Genomic DNA, 17,472 nt, shown 5'->3' on the forward strand with positions numbered 1-17,472 from the left:
TGAGTCGCTTTTTTTAATGTGGAAGTAATTCCAGTTTTTTTCGAAGTTTTTCTTCACTAAAAATCCATCCTGTATAGGAACTAATAATATTTAAATTATGGTCGAGCTGAACAATCGCGACAAATGGATAATAATCTTTACTTCGATACCGTAAATCAATGAATCGTACTTCGTAATAATGATCATGATCAAAAATATCCCAGCGATATACAGGAGAGAAAGATAGGAAGGCCGAGATGTTTTCATCTTGTTTAGCTGCTCGCATAATATCATTGTCTGGGAACGGTACCCGATCGAACTTGTCATATATCATGATGTTACCACGGTGCCATCTCGCAACGTAGTAATAATCAGCTGTAACGACTGCTAAATGATAATGATAAAATCGGTAAGAAGGAGAAATGATAATCTTTTCGACATTTTTGAAACGTTTGTGTACAACGCTTCTTATATTTCTGTGCATCATAATTCGTCCGATATAGTAAACAATCATTAATATATATGCTGCTAAGGCAGTGTATCCTTTATGAGAACCGACGAGCATGCAAGCAATTGCAAGTATATGGATAAAGAAAATTACAGTATCGAATGTATTAATCACGCCGAGTGCGACCCATTTTTTTGTGAAAGGCCGTAATGCTTGTGTACCATAGGCGTTGAAAATATCTACAAAGACGTGAAGGAAGACTGCAATAAATGACCAAAGTAGTAGATGAAGATATGGAGCGTCTGAAAAGAAGGCGAAAGAGATGCCACTTATAAGGAATGACCAAAGAATTACCGCGGGAATGGAATGAGTAACTCCGCGATGATTTCTTATATATTTAGCGTTATTACGCAATTTTAAAACTGTGTCAATGTCAGGAATGTTGGAACCAGCAATTGTAGCAAGCATAACAGCTTGTGGGCCAATATCACTTTGTGCTATGGCTGGATCTAATGTTGCTAAGCTACCTAAAGTGATACCCATAACAAGGTGAGTGGCTGTGTCCATAGAAATCCACCTCCGTTTTTTATTAATGTAACTCTTTTTATTCGATACCTCAAGTCCTTTGCCTTCAATTTCCTATGTCATCTTACTTAAATTTTTTCCTAAAATCTTTATAATAGTACTTATATGCAAAAAAATGAGGGGGATCAAGTTTGACACTTGAAATACTAAAAAATTTTAATATAGAGCAGTTTCAAAATGATTTAATTGGTTGGTTTGAAGAAGAACAGCGCGACTTACCATGGAGAAAAAATAAAGATCCATACCGCGTTTGGGTTTCGGAAATTATGTTACAGCAAACAAGAGTAGAAGCTGTAAAACCATATTACGCAAATTTTATGGGGAAGTTTCCTACACTTGAAGCGTTAGCGAACGCAGATGATGAAGAAGTATTAAAAGCATGGGAAGGTTTAGGATATTATTCTAGAGCACGTAATTTACATGCGGCAGTAAAAGAGGTAAAAGAAGTATACGGCGGGGTTGTACCGAGTGATGTAAAGAAAATTGAAAAGTTAAAAGGTGTCGGACCATATACAAAAGGCGCTATTTTAAGTATCGCATATGGTATACCAGAGCCGGCAGTTGATGGAAATGTTATGCGTGTATTATCTCGCATTTTATCAGTATGGGATGATATTGCAAAACCAAAGACTCGAAAAGTTTTTGAAGAGATTGTGCGTGAAATTATTTCGAAAGAAAATCCATCTTATTTTAATCAAGGTTTGATGGAGTTAGGTGCATTGATTTGCATTCCAAAAAATCCATCTTGCTTACTTTGTCCTGTACGTGAGCATTGCAGAGGATATGCTGAAGGTGTTCAAAAAGAACTACCAGTAAAAAGTAAAGCGAAAGCTCCTACAATGGTACCGCTTGTTGCAGGAGTACTTCAAACTAAAGATGGTCGTTACGTTATTAATAAACGTCCAAGTAGCGGATTATTAGCTAATATGTGGGAGTTTCCGAATATTGAACTTGGCGAAGGGATTCGAAGTCAGAAAGAACAGCTTATAGATTATATGAAAGAAAAGTTTGAGCTTTCGATTTCTATTGATGAGTACGCAATGAATGTACAACATACATTTACTCATCGTACTTGGGATATATTTGTATTTTACGGAAAAGTAACCGGTGATATTGTTGAAACAGATACATTGAAACTTGTATCGAAAGAAGCATTTGAGCAGTTACCTTTCTCTAAATCGCATCGTACGATTTATGAGAGTTGTGTTGAGAAAATTACAATGCAATAAACAAAAAAGTGTTCCCTAAATTGGGAACACTTTTTTAATCGTAAGAAATTTTTGTCCCATGAGTCCAACTGGCATCACCTTCTTGTAAGCCGCCCCTTGATTCGATCTCTATTACAATTTCTTTATAAATACTTTGCCCTTCCGCATTTAAATAGGGCAAAATCTGTTGTAATGAATGATGAAAATAAGCTAATTCATCTTCTTTCCATTCGTTTTTTGAAAGCATCGTTAGTTCAGTCATATCGCGTCCTATATACATATTTCCACCTCCATTTTCTATAGTTTGAATGAGTAACAAGAGATATATGCGGAATTTTTTTAAAAGAAAATTACGGATAGCTTCTAGTTGAATTGGTTACATTATTGATTGTGGAGGTGAGAAAGATGAGTAAAAAACAACAAGGTTATAACAAGGCAACTTCTGGTGCTAGCATTCAAAGTACAAATGCTAGTTATGGTACAGAGTTTGCAACTGAAACAAATGTACAAGCAGTAAAACAAGCAAACGCACAATCAGAAGCAAAGAAAGCACAAGCTTCTGGTGCACAAAGTGCAAACGCTAGTTATGGTACAGAATTTGCAACTGAAACAGACGTGCATGCTGTGAAAAAACAAAATGCTAAGTCAGCTGCAAAACAATCACAATCTTCTAGTTCAAACGAGTAATGAAAGAAAAACACTTCTCCAATTCGAGAGAAGTGTTTTCTTTGTGTGCGGGTCATTGTAATGAAAAGAAAGTGAACGACATAACTTCTAATAAGTCAACAAATGTTGTCAAAGGAGAAGGAAGTTAAAGATTAGAAATATGTAATTAGGAATAATAACTGATGAAGAAATCCAAAAGGGGGTAAGTAATGAACGATTTTGATAAGTTGGTGGGAGAACAATTGGAAACGATGGATGAGCTGTTAAAATTGCAATCACACTTAGAGAAGTATCAACAAATTGAAATGAATGAAAAAGATACGTGCGATAAAAAAGAACTGCATTTTATCCGTCAGGAAATATATAGAACAGAAGTAGCGTTGAAGATGTTACATGAGAAATTTGAAGAACAAACGAATAGTGTAATCCAATCTTTTACAACTGAAAAAATGATTTCAAATTTAGGATAAGATATATTATTGCCTTCAGGTGAAAAGTCCTTCAAATAGAGAGGGGCTTTTTCTATTACATGTCCTCGTTTATAAATAATACAGTACAATCCTTGTGTTCTGAGAAGATTGGGTATTATTGTATTCAACGATAAACCTCCTGCATATTCAGTGTGGAAAATAGAGTCTTATCCCTTTAGTTTTAAAATTTTGACAAAAAAGTTATAATAGAAGAAAAGTGAATGCCGTTCAAAGGGCATTTGCAGTTGAAAGAAGGGAGCATATATGGGATTTCCCAAAGAAGGAGAAAAAGTACAAATACATAGTTATAAACATAATGGCTCCATTCATAGAATGTGGGAAGAAACAACAATTTTAAAAGGGACACAGAGTCTTGTGATCGGAGCGAATGATCGTACAGTAGTTACAGAATCGGATGGCCGAACATGGATTACGCGTGAACCAGCAATTTGTTATTTTCATGCCAACTATTGGTTTAATGTGATTGGGATGCTTAGGGAAGAGGGCGTATATTATTATTGTAATTTAAGCTCCCCTTTTGCGTATGATTCTGAAGCATTAAAGTATATTGATTATGATTTAGATATTAAAGTGTATCCAGATATGACGTATACGCTTCTAGATGAAGATGAGTATGAAAAACATAGTCAAATTATGCAGTATCCACCTGTTATCGATACAATTTTAAAACGAAATGTAGCACATTTAACACAGTGGATTCATCAAAGAAAAGGTCCGTTCGCACCAGACTTCGTAGATATGTGGTATGAACGATATTTAATGTACAGAAATTAAAACAAACCTGCAGGGGGCTTCCCGGCAGGTTTGTCCTATTAGAGGGGGGATTATGTGCAGGGCATAAAAAGATATTTACAATTTGTTAAACCATATCGATGGCTTATCGCTATTACAATTATTATTGGACTAGTTAAGTTTGGTATCCCACTTATTATGCCGTGGTTATTAAAGTATATTATCGATGATGTAATTCAAGGCGGAGGTTCACTTCAAGATAAAACATCTCAATTAATAACAGCGATTGGAATTGCTTTTTTTATTTTTGCGGTATTAAGACCACCGATTGAATATTATCGTCAATATTTCGCGCAGCGTATCGCAAATACAATACTGTATGATTTGCGGAAGTATATTTTCGGTCACTTACAAAAGTTAAGTTTACGTTATTACTCCAATACAAAAACAGGAGAGATTATTTCGCGTGTCATCCATGATGTAGAACAAACGAAGGATTTTGTAATTACTGGTTTGATGAACGTCTGGTTAGATACTGCAACAATTGCTATTGCCATCATTGTTATGTTTTCTATGAATATAAAATTAACATTTGTTGCATTATTGATTTTACCTATTTATGTAATTGCAGTGAAATATTTTTTCGGACGTCTTCGGAAATTGACGAAAGAGCGTTCACAAGCGTTAGCGACGATGCAAGGGTATTTGCATGAACGTATTCAAGGAATGCAAGTGACACGTAGCTTTGCGTTAGAAGAGTATGAGGGGAAGCAGTTTGAAAAAAGAAATAATGAGTTTTTAACGAAAGCATTAACCCATACAAGTTGGACGGCGAGAACATTCTCGGCAGTAAATACGTTAACAGATTTAGGTCCATTACTTGTGATTGGTTTTGCAGCATATGAAGTAATTCAAGGGCAGTTAACGCTAGGGACGATGGTAGCTTTTGTTGGATATATGGATAGTTTATATAGTCCGCTTCGCCGCCTTGTTAATTCATCTACAACATTAACACAATCTTTTGCATCGATGGACCGTGTGTTTGAACTGTTAGATGAAAAATACGATATTGTTAATGTGCCAAATGCGGTACAAACGAAAAAATTAAATGGAGAAATTGTATTTGATAATGTTTCTTTTCGTTATAATGCAGATGAAAAAGAGATATTACACAACTTGTCATTAACTATGCAGCCTGGAGAGAAAGTAGCGCTTGTAGGAGCGAGTGGGGGAGGAAAGTCATCTCTTGCTAGTTTGATCCCGCGTTTCTATGATGTTTCTGAGGGAGCGGTTTATGTAGATGGGATAGATGTAAGAAAGTATAATATGAGAAATTTACGTAGTAATATTGGAATTGTACTGCAAGATAATTTATTGTTTAGCGATACAATTGGAGCTAATATATTATATGGAAATCCGAAAGCTACAGAGCAAGAAGTGATTGCAGCTGCCAAAGCTGCGCAAATTCATGATTTTATTATAGACTTACCAGATGGTTATAATACTGTCGTTGGAGAACGTGGTGTAAAGCTATCGGGCGGGCAAAGACAACGTGTGGCAATTGCACGAGTGTTTCTAAAGAATCCGTCGGTACTTATATTGGATGAAGCAACTTCGGCATTGGATTTAGAAAATGAAAGGTATATTCAAGAGGCGCTTCAGACGTTAGCTGCTGACAGGACGACGATTATAATCGCACATCGATTAGCGACGATTACGCATGTTGATACGATTATTTACATTGAAGACGGTGAGATTAAAGAGACTGGTTCTCATGAAGAGTTAATGCGAAAAAAAGGATTTTATTACAATTTATATCAACTTCAACATATAACAGAAACAGCTCCTTTAGCATAAAAGGAGCTGTTTTTTTATTCGTCTTCTTTTTTATCATCGATTTGGAGTTCTTTTTCTGGTTTATGGTATGTGTAGAAGCTATCTACAAGTAAATCTAAATGCTCTACTTCTTCACTATAGTTAATAATGGAAGAAATAAGAGGGAAGAGATGTAGCCATGTTTTATATGCTTCTTCATCGTCCTTATTTTGATATTCCATAAAGATATCAATTAATTCTTGTTTACCTGTTTCAACTTCATCAAGCATCTCAACAGATTGTTGTTTTTTTGCTTTACCAATAAATTTTAATAAAACTTGTTCATGATAATGCGTTAATGAGTCAAGTTCGTTTTGGATAGATTCCTGAAACTCTTCTGGCATGTAACGCAGTTCGTTTTCAGTACGGTGTAATGATTTTAACGTACTTAAAGCACGGCTTGTTGTCGCTAACATTTGTCTGAATAAAACGAGCTTACGAATTTTTGCGAACTTTACTTTTTTCGTGTAGCTTCTTTCTTCTTTATACAGCAAATAGTAATGGTTTAATTTGATCATTTTTTCTTTCATACGATCAATATCAGTTTTTAGCGTTGTAAAATCAGAAGCTTGCCTGCTATTCATTCGAATCCATTTTACAATTTCTTCTGTATTATCAACGATACGATGATAAAGTTTTGTTTCATATTTCGGCGGCATAAATACTAAATTTACAAGTGAAGCCGCAATAATACCAATCATAATCGTCGCAAAGCGAAGTAAGGCAAAACTAAAGAAATCTTCGCCTTGATACTCCATAATGGCGATAACTGTTACTAAGGCAATTGATATTGTGTTTTCTAATCGTAATTGCAGTGTAAGAGCAATTACTAATATACATGTTAATCCAATAATAAAAGGATTATGTCCAAAAGCAGTAGCAAATGCGATAGCAAATATCGCACCGATTACATTTGCTTGAATTTGTTCAAGTGCGGTTAAATAAGAACGGTATACAGACGGTTGAACAGCAAAGATAGCTGAAATTCCCGCAAATACCGGACTCGGTAATTGAAGTAAAATACAAGCAAATAAAGCTAACGTGATGGCAATACCCGTTTTTAAAATGCGAGCACCAAGTTTCATACCCTTAATAAGATCCTTTCTCTTGTCATAATGAATGTACAACATGATACTATACATTCATTACAATATGTTAGCAAGTGATATTTTAGTGACGTTAAAAGAAATTAGTATTCATTTTATCGCGCTAATTGTGAACAGTAAGATTCCCGCCTCTAAATTCAGTAGCTGGATGCCGGTAAACGCTCAATTGCTGTAGGCTAATTAAAGTTTCACTTTATAATTTTTCCTAATTTCTTTTAAACATCAGTTTTTAGTAAAAAGACCTGCTGAATTTCAGCAGGTCTCAAATTGTTACTATAGATTACTATGAGAAGTGTACTTCGTCAATTTTTTCTTAATAATGAAAATTACTCATGTTACTCTGTTGAGATAGATGGATCTGCCTGTTCTTTTTTCGGGATAATTTCAAAAAACTGGTTCTGTATATCATCTAATAACGGGGTTAACAAAGCAACTTCCTCATATTGCTCATGCTCGTTTAGTACACGAATATAGTCTAACAATAATTCAGTTACATCTTTCAAACCGTTTTTACTAATTGGTTGTAATGTAACATTTGCCCCTTTTGCGATTCTTCTTTTTAAGGCTTGTTCTGTTAAGCCTAAGTTTGAATCATGACGTAAATAAACAACACCGCCAGTCATGCCGGCGCAAATCCATGGACCAGGGTCACCTAAAACAAGCGCTCGCCCATTTGTCATATATTCAAAAGCAAACCCTTTAATATTGGAGTATGCCCCTATATTCCCGTGCTCTTTTTCACGGAGTGGTTTTGTTATTCTACCTCCAATTATCATGTCTGCCCCAGAAAGGCGAATGCCAGCGCGAGCATCAGCGTTCCCTTGTACGTATAGTGCCCCTTTTTGTGCGCCATATCCAAATCCTTTTCCGACAGAACCGTTATAATATACTCCGTCTTTTCCTTTTGATTTCGTTATATAAATCCCACCACCAAAGGAGGTTTTACCAATGCCATCTTGTGCGCCGCCATTTACGTGTATAAATAAATTTTCACTATTGTAAGCACCTAACCCATTTCCGGGAATAGAACCATTCGTATACTTTAATGTAAGTGGTTCAAGTTGAGTAGCTTCATATAATTTACTGCGAACGCGATAACATGATTCTAGACCACCCATAACGCGTTGCTCTACACCAACGCCTACTAATTCTTTTGAGTCAGCGGAATGAACTGTTTTAAATTGTTTTTCCGGTACGCCTTCTGTTGTTGTAACAGATGGATGTTCTATTATTTGTAGTAAATTACGTAAGTTTAATAAATTTTCGCCTCGAACTTGCTCTAATAAATCAGAACGCCCAACAATTGCTTGTAAATTTGTATACCCAAGCTGTCCTGTTAATCGTTTTAGTTCTATACCGAAAGTGGTGAATAAATTTAGCAGGCCAGCAACTGCGCTTTCTAATTCGCGCGGGACGAAGCGGCGTAATCCGTGTTCTTTTGCTTGTGCTTCAGACTCGATTTGTGTCGCAATTCCAACATGGCAAGTATCTAGATGGCACCCACGGCAAGTAGTACAGCCGATTGCAATCATTGATAGTGTGCCAAATCCAATACGGTTTGCTCCGAGGAGCATGATTTTCAAGGCATCATTTACACTTCGAATACCACCATCTGCCCAAATCTCTACTTTATGTCTCATGCTTGCTTCTAATAAAGCGTTGTGAGCGGCTTTAACACCAATTTCTACAGGGAGACCTACATGCTGCAATGCGTGAATACGTGCAGCACCTGTTCCGCCATCGAATCCGCTAATGTTAATAAAATCAGCGCCAGCTTTGGCGATACCGACAGCAATTGTTCCGATATTAGGAACGACAGGGACTTTCACGGCTACTTTGGCAAGTTGATTAGCTGTTTTAATTTCTGTAATCATTTGAGCTAAATCTTCAATTGAATAAATATCATGGTTATTAGAAGGTGAAATTAAATCTGAGCCGATTGTCGCATTACGTGCTTCAGCTATTTTGGCTGTCACTTTTGAACCAGGTAAATGTCCACCTTCCCCAGGCTTTGCGCCTTGACCGATCTTGATTTCAATTAAGTTTGATGAGTTTAGTAGTTCGGCATTTACTCCAAATCGTCCAGATGCCACTTGTTGTCCACGTGTATGTGGGTATTTCCCAATCATATCTTTAATTTCGCCGCCTTCACCGTTCAAGCTAATCATATTTAGCTGATCGGCAGCTTCTGCATATGCACGAAAGGCGATTTCGTTTTGAGAACCAAATGACATAGAACTAATAATAAATGGTAAATTATGATTTTGAATGCCGATAGATACTTCTTCAGTTGGAACGACATGTTTTGTTTGTTTCGTTTGAACAAGATGTCTGATTGCGATTGGGTTATTCTCTTCTAGTTCACTTAACTTGTCACGGTAATCATCATAAGAATTTCCTTTTGCAACATCGCCAATTGCTTTCCAAATTCGCGGGAATATATGAAATGATTTTCGCATTCTAATTTTAGGATTGTTATAATCCTCTGCTCGTATTTTTGCATCTTCAGTAAGTGATTCAAGTGAAAAAGCTAAATCATTTGAACCGAAGAAATTTGTAATTTGTAATATATTTGCAATTCCCTCATGTAACCCAATAGATGAATAGAGACGTCCGTAACCACGTAACTCATGAATTCCAATTGTTGAAATGACTTTTTCTAGTCCTTTATTAAGTGCATTATACAGATTCGTAATTGGTATTTTTGTTCCATCATTTACAGTCGCGAATAATAAATATGGATTAATACTATCTGCTCCTAATCCATATAGCGTTACAATGTCATGTAAGGAGCGAAGGGCACCAGAACGTATAACGAGAGAACAATTGCGGCGTAATTTATTTTCACTTAATGCTTGATGTACTTTAGCGGTAACTAAATGTGGATCAATCCACAAGCGTTCATTTAGATGAGCTTTTGCGTCATCTAATACTAGTAGAGAAGCACCATTGTTAACAGCAGCTATCGCTTCAAAACTAATGCGGCTTAATGCACATTGCAGGGTTTCTGACGAGCTGAATGTAGCAGAGATTGTGGCGATAGAGTTATGAGTCATAAATAGCTCTATGAGTTGTTCATACGTAATTGTGTGTAATTCCTCTGCAATAGGTTGTGCCACGCTGCCTTCTAAAATAATTGGTGAAAGCATTTCAACTACAAATGGCCGTTTTGCGCCGCTTAATAAACTTGGACGCTCTCCAAGTACAGTACGTGTAGAGAAGTGTTCAATTTCACGGTCACGGTCAATTGCAGGGTTTGTAACAACAGCTACACTTTCTTTAATAAAGTCAGCGATATTTCGTCTATCAGTATCGAGTGCGGCAAGTGGTGAGTCATGCCCAAGTGAGCGTATTGGCTCAACGCCTTTTGTTGCCATCTGTTCAAGGAGCTGAATATGTTCTCGGTCCCATCCGAAAGCGACGTATTGTTTCGTTTCAACTTGAACAGAATCACATAGCCCTTGGATTTTTTTCGTTTCAGGGATAGATAAATTTAAATGGTAATTGGTAGTATCAATTCGCTTTTTAAAACGGTTATATACTTGGATTTGATATTTGTCATATTCATAAAGAACAAGTTCATCTTGTTCATTCCATTTTAATCCAACCTTTTCTCCAGGGGCGAGTGGTTTTGGTTCTGCTACATATTTAGTTGGTGATACAACTCCAGGTTCAGAAGAGAAAATATAAGAGCTCTCTGTCTCTACTTTCCATACTGGGCGTAATCCAAGGGAATCAACACTGAAAACAGCTTCATCTTTAAAACGGGAAATGATGCCAGCTGGTCCTTGTGCAAAATGTCCCCATGCTTCACGTATATACGTATATAAATCTTGTAAAGGTGTTTCATAAAGTTTAATTTCATTAATAATTGGAGGGAACAATATTTCCATTGCTTCAAATAAACTGTAGTCGTATTGAACAAGTAGAGTTTCTAAGGTGCGGTTTAAATCTTGAGAGTCACTGCCTCCAGCAGTAAGTGGTACATCAATCATTTCAGCTTGATCGCGTAATTTTGCGATTGTGTTAATTTCACCATTATGTCCGAGAATGCTAAATGGTTGTACACGAAAAAAATTAGATAATGTATTAGTAGAGTAGCGGTTATGTCCTAATGTCATAGTTGAAGCGATAAGTGGATGTTGTAAATCATTATAGTAGGCAACAAGTGTATCACCAGCACCTAGAACTTTATATACAACATGATCACGACTTAATGAAGCAACATGAATTGCTTCGTTTTCCTCTATTTTTATTGTGACAGAAAATAATGTTTGCTCAATATTTGTAATTTCGTTTTCTGCGATAAGGGCAACTTGCCAAAATAAAGGTTCTTCTTGTTTACCAAGTGGACCGAGTGCATCGGAGTTTGTTACATCATCACTTTCGAAAATGATTGTAAATTTTTTGTTGTTTAATTGCGTACGAATATAATCTTTTAAGATAGTAATGTTTTCTTTTTTATTTAGAAAAAAATGTCCAACGATAAAGTGGGGATGATCCACAATCGTTGGATTATATCCGCTACTTTTTAGTTTTTCATTCCAAAGCGCTTTTGGTACATCAATGTGAATGCCGATGCCATCGCCCTCACCATTAATGAAACCAGCTCTATGATTCATTTTGACGAGTGATTGAATACAAAGGTCAATGTTTTCTTTTGTAGCAATTTTTCGTTTCTCCATAACGGAAACGATTCCACACGCATCGTGTTCTGCATTTCTATAATCTCGAAATAAAGACGGTGTCCATGTATTTTTTGTATTGAGCATCCGTCAATCCCCCCTCTTGTAAAAGTTAGAATAATCTTACTATTTAAGGTGCAAATCACCTTGTACACAGAGATAGTAATGCTGTAAAAGAATATAAAACAGATAATTATGAATAATTATACTATTAATACGGGATTTATGAAATAGAAAAAAGGAAAAAAGAAAGGTGAGCTTTCTTTTTTCCTTTTAATGACGGGATTATTTATTGTCTGCTAGGGCAGCAAATGCTCTGCCGACAGCTTCGATTGTATATTCAATATCTTCTTTTGTATGTTCTGTCGTTAAGAACCATGCCTCGTATTTAGAAGGTGCTAAGTTAACTCCTTCTTGAAGCATAAGCTTGAAGAATTTACCGAACATTTCACCGTCTGTATCTTGTGCGGCATCGTAATCTTCAATTGTATTTGTTGTGAAGTATACAGTTAAAGCTCCTTTTAGACGGTTTAATGTAATGTCGATATTATGTTTCGTTGCTTGCTCTAAAATTCCTTTTTCAAGCATTGCACCAAGTTCATCTAATTTCTCATAAAGTCCTTCTTGTTGAAGCACTTCTAGACAAGCGATACCTGATGCCATAGAAGCAGGGTTTCCTGCCATTGTACCAGCTTGGTATGCAGGTCCAAGCGGAGCAACTTGTTCCATAATTTCTTTCTTACCACCGTAAGCACCGATCGGTAAACCGCCGCCAATAACTTTACCAAGCGCTGTTAAGTCAGGTGTCACACGAAGTAAGTCTTGAGCACCACCGTACATAAAGCGGAAAGCAGTAATAACTTCATCGTAAATTACTAGTGCGCCAGCTTCGTGAACAAGTTCATTCACTTTTTCAAGGAATCCTGGTTTAGGTTCTACAATACCGAAGTTTCCAACAATCGGTTCTACAAGGATAGCTGCTACTTCATGACCCCATTTATCTAACGCCTCTTTTAAAGTTTCTACATTATTAAATGGAACGGTAATAACTTCTTGTGCGATACTTTGTGGTACGCCAGCTGAGTCAGGAGTTCCTAAAGTAGAAGGACCAGATCCAGCTGCCACAAGTACTAAATCAGAATGACCGTGGTAACAACCAGCGAATTTCATGATTTTTGTGCGACCTGTATAAGCACGAGCAACACGAATCGTTGTCATCACTGCTTCTGTACCAGAGTTTACAAAACGGACTTTATCTAATGCAGGCATTGCTTCTTTTAACATTTTTGCGAATTTTACCTCTAGCGCTGTTGGTGTTCCGTAAAGTACCCCATTTTCAGCAGCTGTAGTAATTGCTTTTGTTATATGCGGATGAGCATGTCCAGTAATAATAGGACCGTATGCTGCTAAATAATCGATATATTTATTTCCGTCTACATCCCAGAAATAAGCGCCTTTCCCGCGTTCCATAGCAACAGGAGCGCCGCCGCCAACTGCTTTAAAAGAACGAGAAGGACTGTTAACACCGCCAACGATATGCTCTAAAGCTTCTTTATGTAATGCTTCTGACTTTGTGAATTTCACTACAATTCATCTCCTTACAAAAATCTATGTATTATTCTAACATGTTTTTCGAAAAGACGTATTGTTTGTGATAGCGAAGGCAGTTGGGTAAACTATTCGTTGTGACATTTAGGAGGGGGGTCCGATTATGAAATCGGTAATTGAGGTACAAGGGTTACGTAAAGAGTTTACAGCCTATTCAAGTCGTCCGGGCTTAAAGGGTGCATTTCGCGATTTATTAAATCGTAATTATAAAATAGTACCAGCAGTAAATGATGTATCTTTTACTGTAAAGCAAGGTGAAATGGTTGGTTATATCGGTGAGAACGGTGCTGGTAAATCAACAACAATTAAAATGCTTACGGGGATTTTGACTCCGACATCAGGGCAAATCACAGTAAATGGAATGAATCCACATAAACAAAGAGAAGAATTTGTAAGAACAATTGGTGTTGTCTTTGGACAGCGCTCGCAACTTTGGTGGGATATTGCAGTCCAAGAATCGTTTCGTTTATTAAAGAAAGTGTATGGTGTATCAGACGCTCAGTATAAGGAGCATATGGAGCACGTAATTGAAACGTTAGATATAGGGCCTTTATTAGATAAACCAGTTCGAAAATTATCTCTCGGTCAAAGAATGCGTTGTGAATTAGCAGCAGCCTTAATTCATAATCCACCGTTATTATTTTTAGATGAGCCAACAATTGGGTTAGATGTACTTGTGAAATTGAAAATACGTGAATTTTTAAAAGAAATGAATGAACGTTATAAAACAACAATTTTATTAACTACTCATGATATTACGGATATTGAAGCTTTATGTGAGCGTGTTATCATGCTGGATGAAGGAAATATTATGTATGACGGTTCTTTAAATAATCTTCGTACGCAGTGGGGAGCAGAGAAGGAAATACACTTTCAGTTTGTTGCACCAGTTTCCTATCAGGCTTTATCAATGGTTATGCCAGATAATCATGTTGTTTGGTCGAAAGCGAAAGAGGAAAACGCATGGGTTGCAAAAATTCCGAATGAAGAAGTTGTTATTTCAATGCTTATTTCTAAAGTAGTACAAGCATTTCAAATTAAAGATTTAAAAATTAACGAAGTGTCTACAGAGGAAATTATTCGTAACATTTATGAAGAAGGTATTACGCATGGGTAAGTATATTGAAATGATTCGAATTCGCTTTTTAATGATGCTTGCGTATCGCACAAACTATTATAGCGGGATTTTAATTTATACAATTAATATCGGCGCATATTATTTTTTGTGGCAAGCAATTTATAGCGGAAAAGAGAATATTGAAAGTTTATCTATTTCGCAAATGACTACGTATATCGCAATCGCGTGGATGGCACGTGCGTTTTATTTTAATAATATAGATAGAGAAATTGCGATGGAAATTCAAGAAGGCCGTGTGGCTGTAGAATTAATTCGTCCTTACAACTATTTAGGTATGAAAGTTATGCAAGGTCTTGGCGAGGGGATATTCCGTTTTGCATTCTTTTCCATCCCGGGCATGGTTATCGTTACGCTATTATTTTCATTGCAAATTACAACGAATTTTCAAACGTGGTTATATTTCTTCTTATCTTTAATATTTAGTTTTATTATTAATACACAAATTAATTTAATGACGGGAATGCTTACGTTTTTCCTATTTAATAATAGTGGAATTATGTATGCAAAACGCGTTGTTATTGATTTATTTTCAGGTCTATTATTACCAATTAGTTTTTATCCGTTATGGGCCCAAAAAGCAATGATGTTTTTACCGTTTCAGGCTATTAGTTATATTCCAAGTATGATTTTTTCTGAAGGTATACAGGGGAGTAAGTTGTATGAGGCTTTAGTATTTCAAGTGATTTGGGCAATTGTACTTATTATTCCAATTGTACTCATGTGGAGAACGGCGAGAAAACGTCTAATTGTACAAGGGGGATGATGAGATGCTATATATAAACTTATTTTTACAATATGCAAGTCAATATATAAAAACGAAATTGGAGTATCGAGGCGATTTTATCGTTGGTTTACTTTCTGATTTATCGCTTCAAGCAGTTAATTTAATATTTATTCTCGTTGTATTTGGGCATACACAAGCATTGAAGGGATGGAGTCGAGAAGAGGTAATCTTTATTTATGGTTTCTTTTTAGTACCATTTGCCATCTTTTCAGCTTTCTTTAATATATGGGATTTTAATGATCGATACATTATTAAAGGGGAGATGGATCGTGTATTAACGCGACCGATCCATAGCCTATTTCAAATTATATTAGAAAGAATGGAACTTGAATCTTTAATTGGAGCCATTACAGGGATTGTTGTAATGGGATATGCAGCTGTGGAGTTACAATTATCTTTTTACTGGTATGATTTCTTCTTATTTATATTGATGGTAGGAGGAGGAGCACTTGTATATGGAGGGATATTTGTTACGCTTGCGAGCCTTGGTTTTTGGTCGGATGCGAAAAGTTCAATTATGCCCCTTATGTATAACATAGGTAATTACGGGCGCTATCCTGTTAATATTTATAATCGTGTAATTCGTTTCATTTTAACGTTTGTTTTACCGTTCGCGTTTGTTGGAGTATATCCAGCAGCGTACTTTTTAAGAAAAACAGAATGGAATAGTTATGCATTCGCGACGCCACTTGTTGGTGTTATCTGTTTTACGATTGCAATCAACCTCTGGAACCAAGGAGTAAAAAGATACCGTGGCGCGGGTAATTAATTATAGAAGCTTGTTCGTTTCTAAGGGATAAATCAGTCCTCCACCTCATACATATAAAATGAGGTGGAGGACATGTTATGGGGATTTATTCTATTAATTGCAGCAATCGCTATTTTGAAAAGTGTCCAATTATTATGGAGTTCCTATTCAGATTCAACGCGTTTTTTTTCGCTGTATAATTTGGCCACATTATTTTTGATCTATACAACAGTACTGATCGCGTTTGGATTAAGTTACGTTGTATTAGAGGAAATGGGTTTCGCAGTTTTGAAAGAGGACGGAGAAAGTTTGAACGCTCATTCTTTTCAACTCGTTGAAGTTTGTTTATATTTTAGCGCAGTTACTTTATTGTCTGTTGGATATGGTGACATATCTCCGATTGGAATTGGGCGATGGATTGCAATTGCAGAAGCGCTAATTGGATATACACTCCCTTTTGCTTTTGTGATGAGGTCTGTAATAGACAATGAAAAATAAGGAAGCATTTGTTATAGTAAAGGAAAAGAGTAGGAGTGATAGCAATGATTACAGTAGGAGAAATGGCACCAGAATTCACATTAGAGGGAAGTAACGGAGAAGAAGTTAGCCTAGCTGATTTCCGCGGTAAAAATGTAGTTCTCTATTTTTACCCGAAAGATATGACGCCAGGATGTACAACTGAAGCATGCGATTTTCGTGATGCGTATGGAGTATTTCAAGAGAAGGATACGGTTATTCTTGGAGTAAGTCCTGATTCAGCGAATAGACATTTGAAATTCATTGAGAAACATGAATTGCCATTTACACTTTTAGTAGATGAAGATCATAAAGTAGCAGAGTTATACGATGTTTGGAAGTTAAAAAAGAACTTTGGGAAAGAGTATATGGGAATCGAGCGTTCTACATTCCTTATTAATAAAGACGGTGAACTTGTAAAAGAGTGGCGTAAAGTGAAAGTGAAAGGACATATTGAGGATGTTCTTTCTTATATAAAATAAATCTACGTTGGAGATAAAATATGCAGAAACAAGGCAAGTGTCTATACATATTTTACTGCCTTACATAAAGTGGAAGTGTAGGGCATACCTCCTCAGATGATAGTATTCCAAGTGCGATTATGTCGCACTTTTTTCTATTTAATATATGAAGAAAAAGGGAAAGATACATAAAAACAAGTCCTGAATATAAAAATAAACCACATACTTATAGTAGAAATATTGACGATTTATAAGAAAAGGAGTACACTCTTTATAAGAATTATAAAATAATAATCCGTATAGAATCGGGGTGCATGACGGTGGTCAAAGAAGAATTAAAAGAAGCGCTAGAAATGCTGAAAAATACGGGTGTACGCATTACTCCACAGCGTCATGCTATTTTAGAGTACCTTGTGGAATCAATGACGCACCCAACAGCGGA

The 17,472-nt window shown here is 36.3% G+C and carries 16 protein-coding genes (1 of these 16 running past the window's edge); 11 read left to right on the forward strand and 5 right to left on the reverse strand.

Features of this window, described 5'->3' with window-relative positions; translation table 11 throughout:
- Positions 1 to 13 precede the first annotated feature (13 nt).
- The gene (locus tag ACUXVC_RS02585) at positions 14 to 994 is read right to left on the reverse strand and encodes a metal-dependent hydrolase (RefSeq protein ID WP_000379115.1); all 981 of its coding nucleotides are present in this window, start codon (positions 992 to 994) and stop codon (positions 14 to 16) included.
- Between the two features lie 149 nt (positions 995 to 1,143).
- Between ACUXVC_RS02585 and mutY the strand changes: the two genes are divergently transcribed.
- Positions 1,144 to 2,241: an A/G-specific adenine glycosylase gene (mutY, locus tag ACUXVC_RS02590; protein ID WP_095691451.1), complete on the forward strand. Its 1,098-nt coding sequence runs from the start codon at positions 1,144 to 1,146 to the stop codon at positions 2,239 to 2,241.
- A gap of 34 nt (positions 2,242 to 2,275) precedes the next feature.
- Here the strand turns inward: mutY and ACUXVC_RS02595 are convergent, their stop codons facing one another.
- Positions 2,276 to 2,500: a hypothetical protein gene (locus ACUXVC_RS02595; protein ID WP_000275439.1), complete on the reverse strand. Its 225-nt coding sequence runs from the start codon at positions 2,498 to 2,500 to the stop codon at positions 2,276 to 2,278.
- Between the two features lie 125 nt (positions 2,501 to 2,625).
- Here ACUXVC_RS02595 and ACUXVC_RS02600 point away from each other — a divergent pair, with 125 nt between their 5' ends.
- From ACUXVC_RS02600 to ACUXVC_RS02615, 4 genes are all read left to right on the forward strand, one after another.
- Positions 2,626 to 2,907, forward strand: a complete 282-nt coding sequence (locus ACUXVC_RS02600; RefSeq protein WP_000039034.1) for a gamma-type small acid-soluble spore protein — start codon at positions 2,626 to 2,628, stop codon at positions 2,905 to 2,907.
- A 188-nt stretch (positions 2,908 to 3,095) separates the two neighbouring features.
- The gene (locus tag ACUXVC_RS02605; protein ID WP_000997586.1) at positions 3,096 to 3,356 is read left to right on the forward strand and encodes a YgaB family protein; all 261 of its coding nucleotides are present in this window, start codon (positions 3,096 to 3,098) and stop codon (positions 3,354 to 3,356) included.
- A gap of 264 nt (positions 3,357 to 3,620) precedes the next feature.
- A complete protein-coding gene (ntdP, locus tag ACUXVC_RS02610) occupies positions 3,621 to 4,151 on the forward strand; it encodes a nucleoside tri-diphosphate phosphatase (RefSeq protein ID WP_000506627.1) in 531 nt (176 codons plus the stop codon).
- Positions 4,152 to 4,205: 54 nt separating this feature from the next.
- Positions 4,206 to 5,966 (forward strand): ABC transporter ATP-binding protein, encoded by a 1,761-nt coding sequence (locus tag ACUXVC_RS02615; RefSeq protein WP_001161604.1) that lies wholly within the window; start codon positions 4,206 to 4,208, stop codon positions 5,964 to 5,966.
- Positions 5,967 to 5,980: 14 nt separating this feature from the next.
- Here ACUXVC_RS02615 and ACUXVC_RS02620 read toward each other — a convergent pair whose 3' ends face one another.
- The 3 genes from ACUXVC_RS02620 to hemL form a co-directional block, all read right to left on the reverse strand.
- Entirely contained in the window at positions 5,981 to 7,069 is a 1,089-nt protein-coding gene (locus ACUXVC_RS02620) for an aromatic acid exporter family protein (protein WP_000765787.1), read from the reverse strand.
- A 356-nt stretch (positions 7,070 to 7,425) separates the two neighbouring features.
- Positions 7,426 to 11,862, reverse strand: a complete 4,437-nt coding sequence (locus ACUXVC_RS02625) for a glutamate synthase-related protein (RefSeq protein WP_095691449.1) — start codon at positions 11,860 to 11,862, stop codon at positions 7,426 to 7,428.
- A 198-nt stretch (positions 11,863 to 12,060) separates the two neighbouring features.
- Positions 12,061 to 13,359 (reverse strand): glutamate-1-semialdehyde-2,1-aminomutase, encoded by a 1,299-nt coding sequence (hemL, locus tag ACUXVC_RS02630; protein ID WP_000673247.1) that lies wholly within the window; start codon positions 13,357 to 13,359, stop codon positions 12,061 to 12,063.
- Positions 13,360 to 13,486: 127 nt separating this feature from the next.
- Between hemL and ACUXVC_RS02635 the strand changes: the two genes are divergently transcribed.
- The 6 genes from ACUXVC_RS02635 to perR form a co-directional block, all read left to right on the forward strand.
- On the forward strand, positions 13,487 to 14,500 hold the full coding sequence (locus ACUXVC_RS02635; protein ID WP_089170375.1) for an ABC transporter ATP-binding protein: 1,014 nt from the start codon (positions 13,487 to 13,489) through the stop codon (positions 14,498 to 14,500).
- Complete coding sequence (locus tag ACUXVC_RS02640) at positions 14,493 to 15,284, forward strand: ABC transporter permease (RefSeq protein WP_000521519.1); 792 nt, start codon at positions 14,493 to 14,495, stop codon at positions 15,282 to 15,284. The genes ACUXVC_RS02635 and ACUXVC_RS02640 overlap by 8 nt, the downstream gene beginning before the upstream one ends.
- Positions 15,285 to 15,288: 4 nt before the next feature.
- Positions 15,289 to 16,074: an ABC transporter permease gene (locus ACUXVC_RS02645; protein ID WP_000965774.1), complete on the forward strand. Its 786-nt coding sequence runs from the start codon at positions 15,289 to 15,291 to the stop codon at positions 16,072 to 16,074.
- A gap of 72 nt (positions 16,075 to 16,146) precedes the next feature.
- Positions 16,147 to 16,551: a potassium channel family protein gene (locus ACUXVC_RS02650; RefSeq protein WP_000964343.1), complete on the forward strand. Its 405-nt coding sequence runs from the start codon at positions 16,147 to 16,149 to the stop codon at positions 16,549 to 16,551.
- Between the two features lie 44 nt (positions 16,552 to 16,595).
- The gene (gene bcp / locus ACUXVC_RS02655) at positions 16,596 to 17,051 is read left to right on the forward strand and encodes a thioredoxin-dependent thiol peroxidase (protein WP_000633711.1); all 456 of its coding nucleotides are present in this window, start codon (positions 16,596 to 16,598) and stop codon (positions 17,049 to 17,051) included.
- Between the two features lie 299 nt (positions 17,052 to 17,350).
- Positions 17,351 to 17,472 carry the start of a peroxide-responsive transcriptional repressor PerR gene (perR, locus tag ACUXVC_RS02660; RefSeq protein ID WP_000237829.1) on the forward strand. It continues 307 nt past the right edge of the window, so only the first 122 of its 429 coding nucleotides appear in the window; the start codon lies at positions 17,351 to 17,353; its stop codon lies off the right edge, out of view.

The sequence above is a fragment of the Bacillus sp. N6 genome (genome assembly GCF_052805735.1).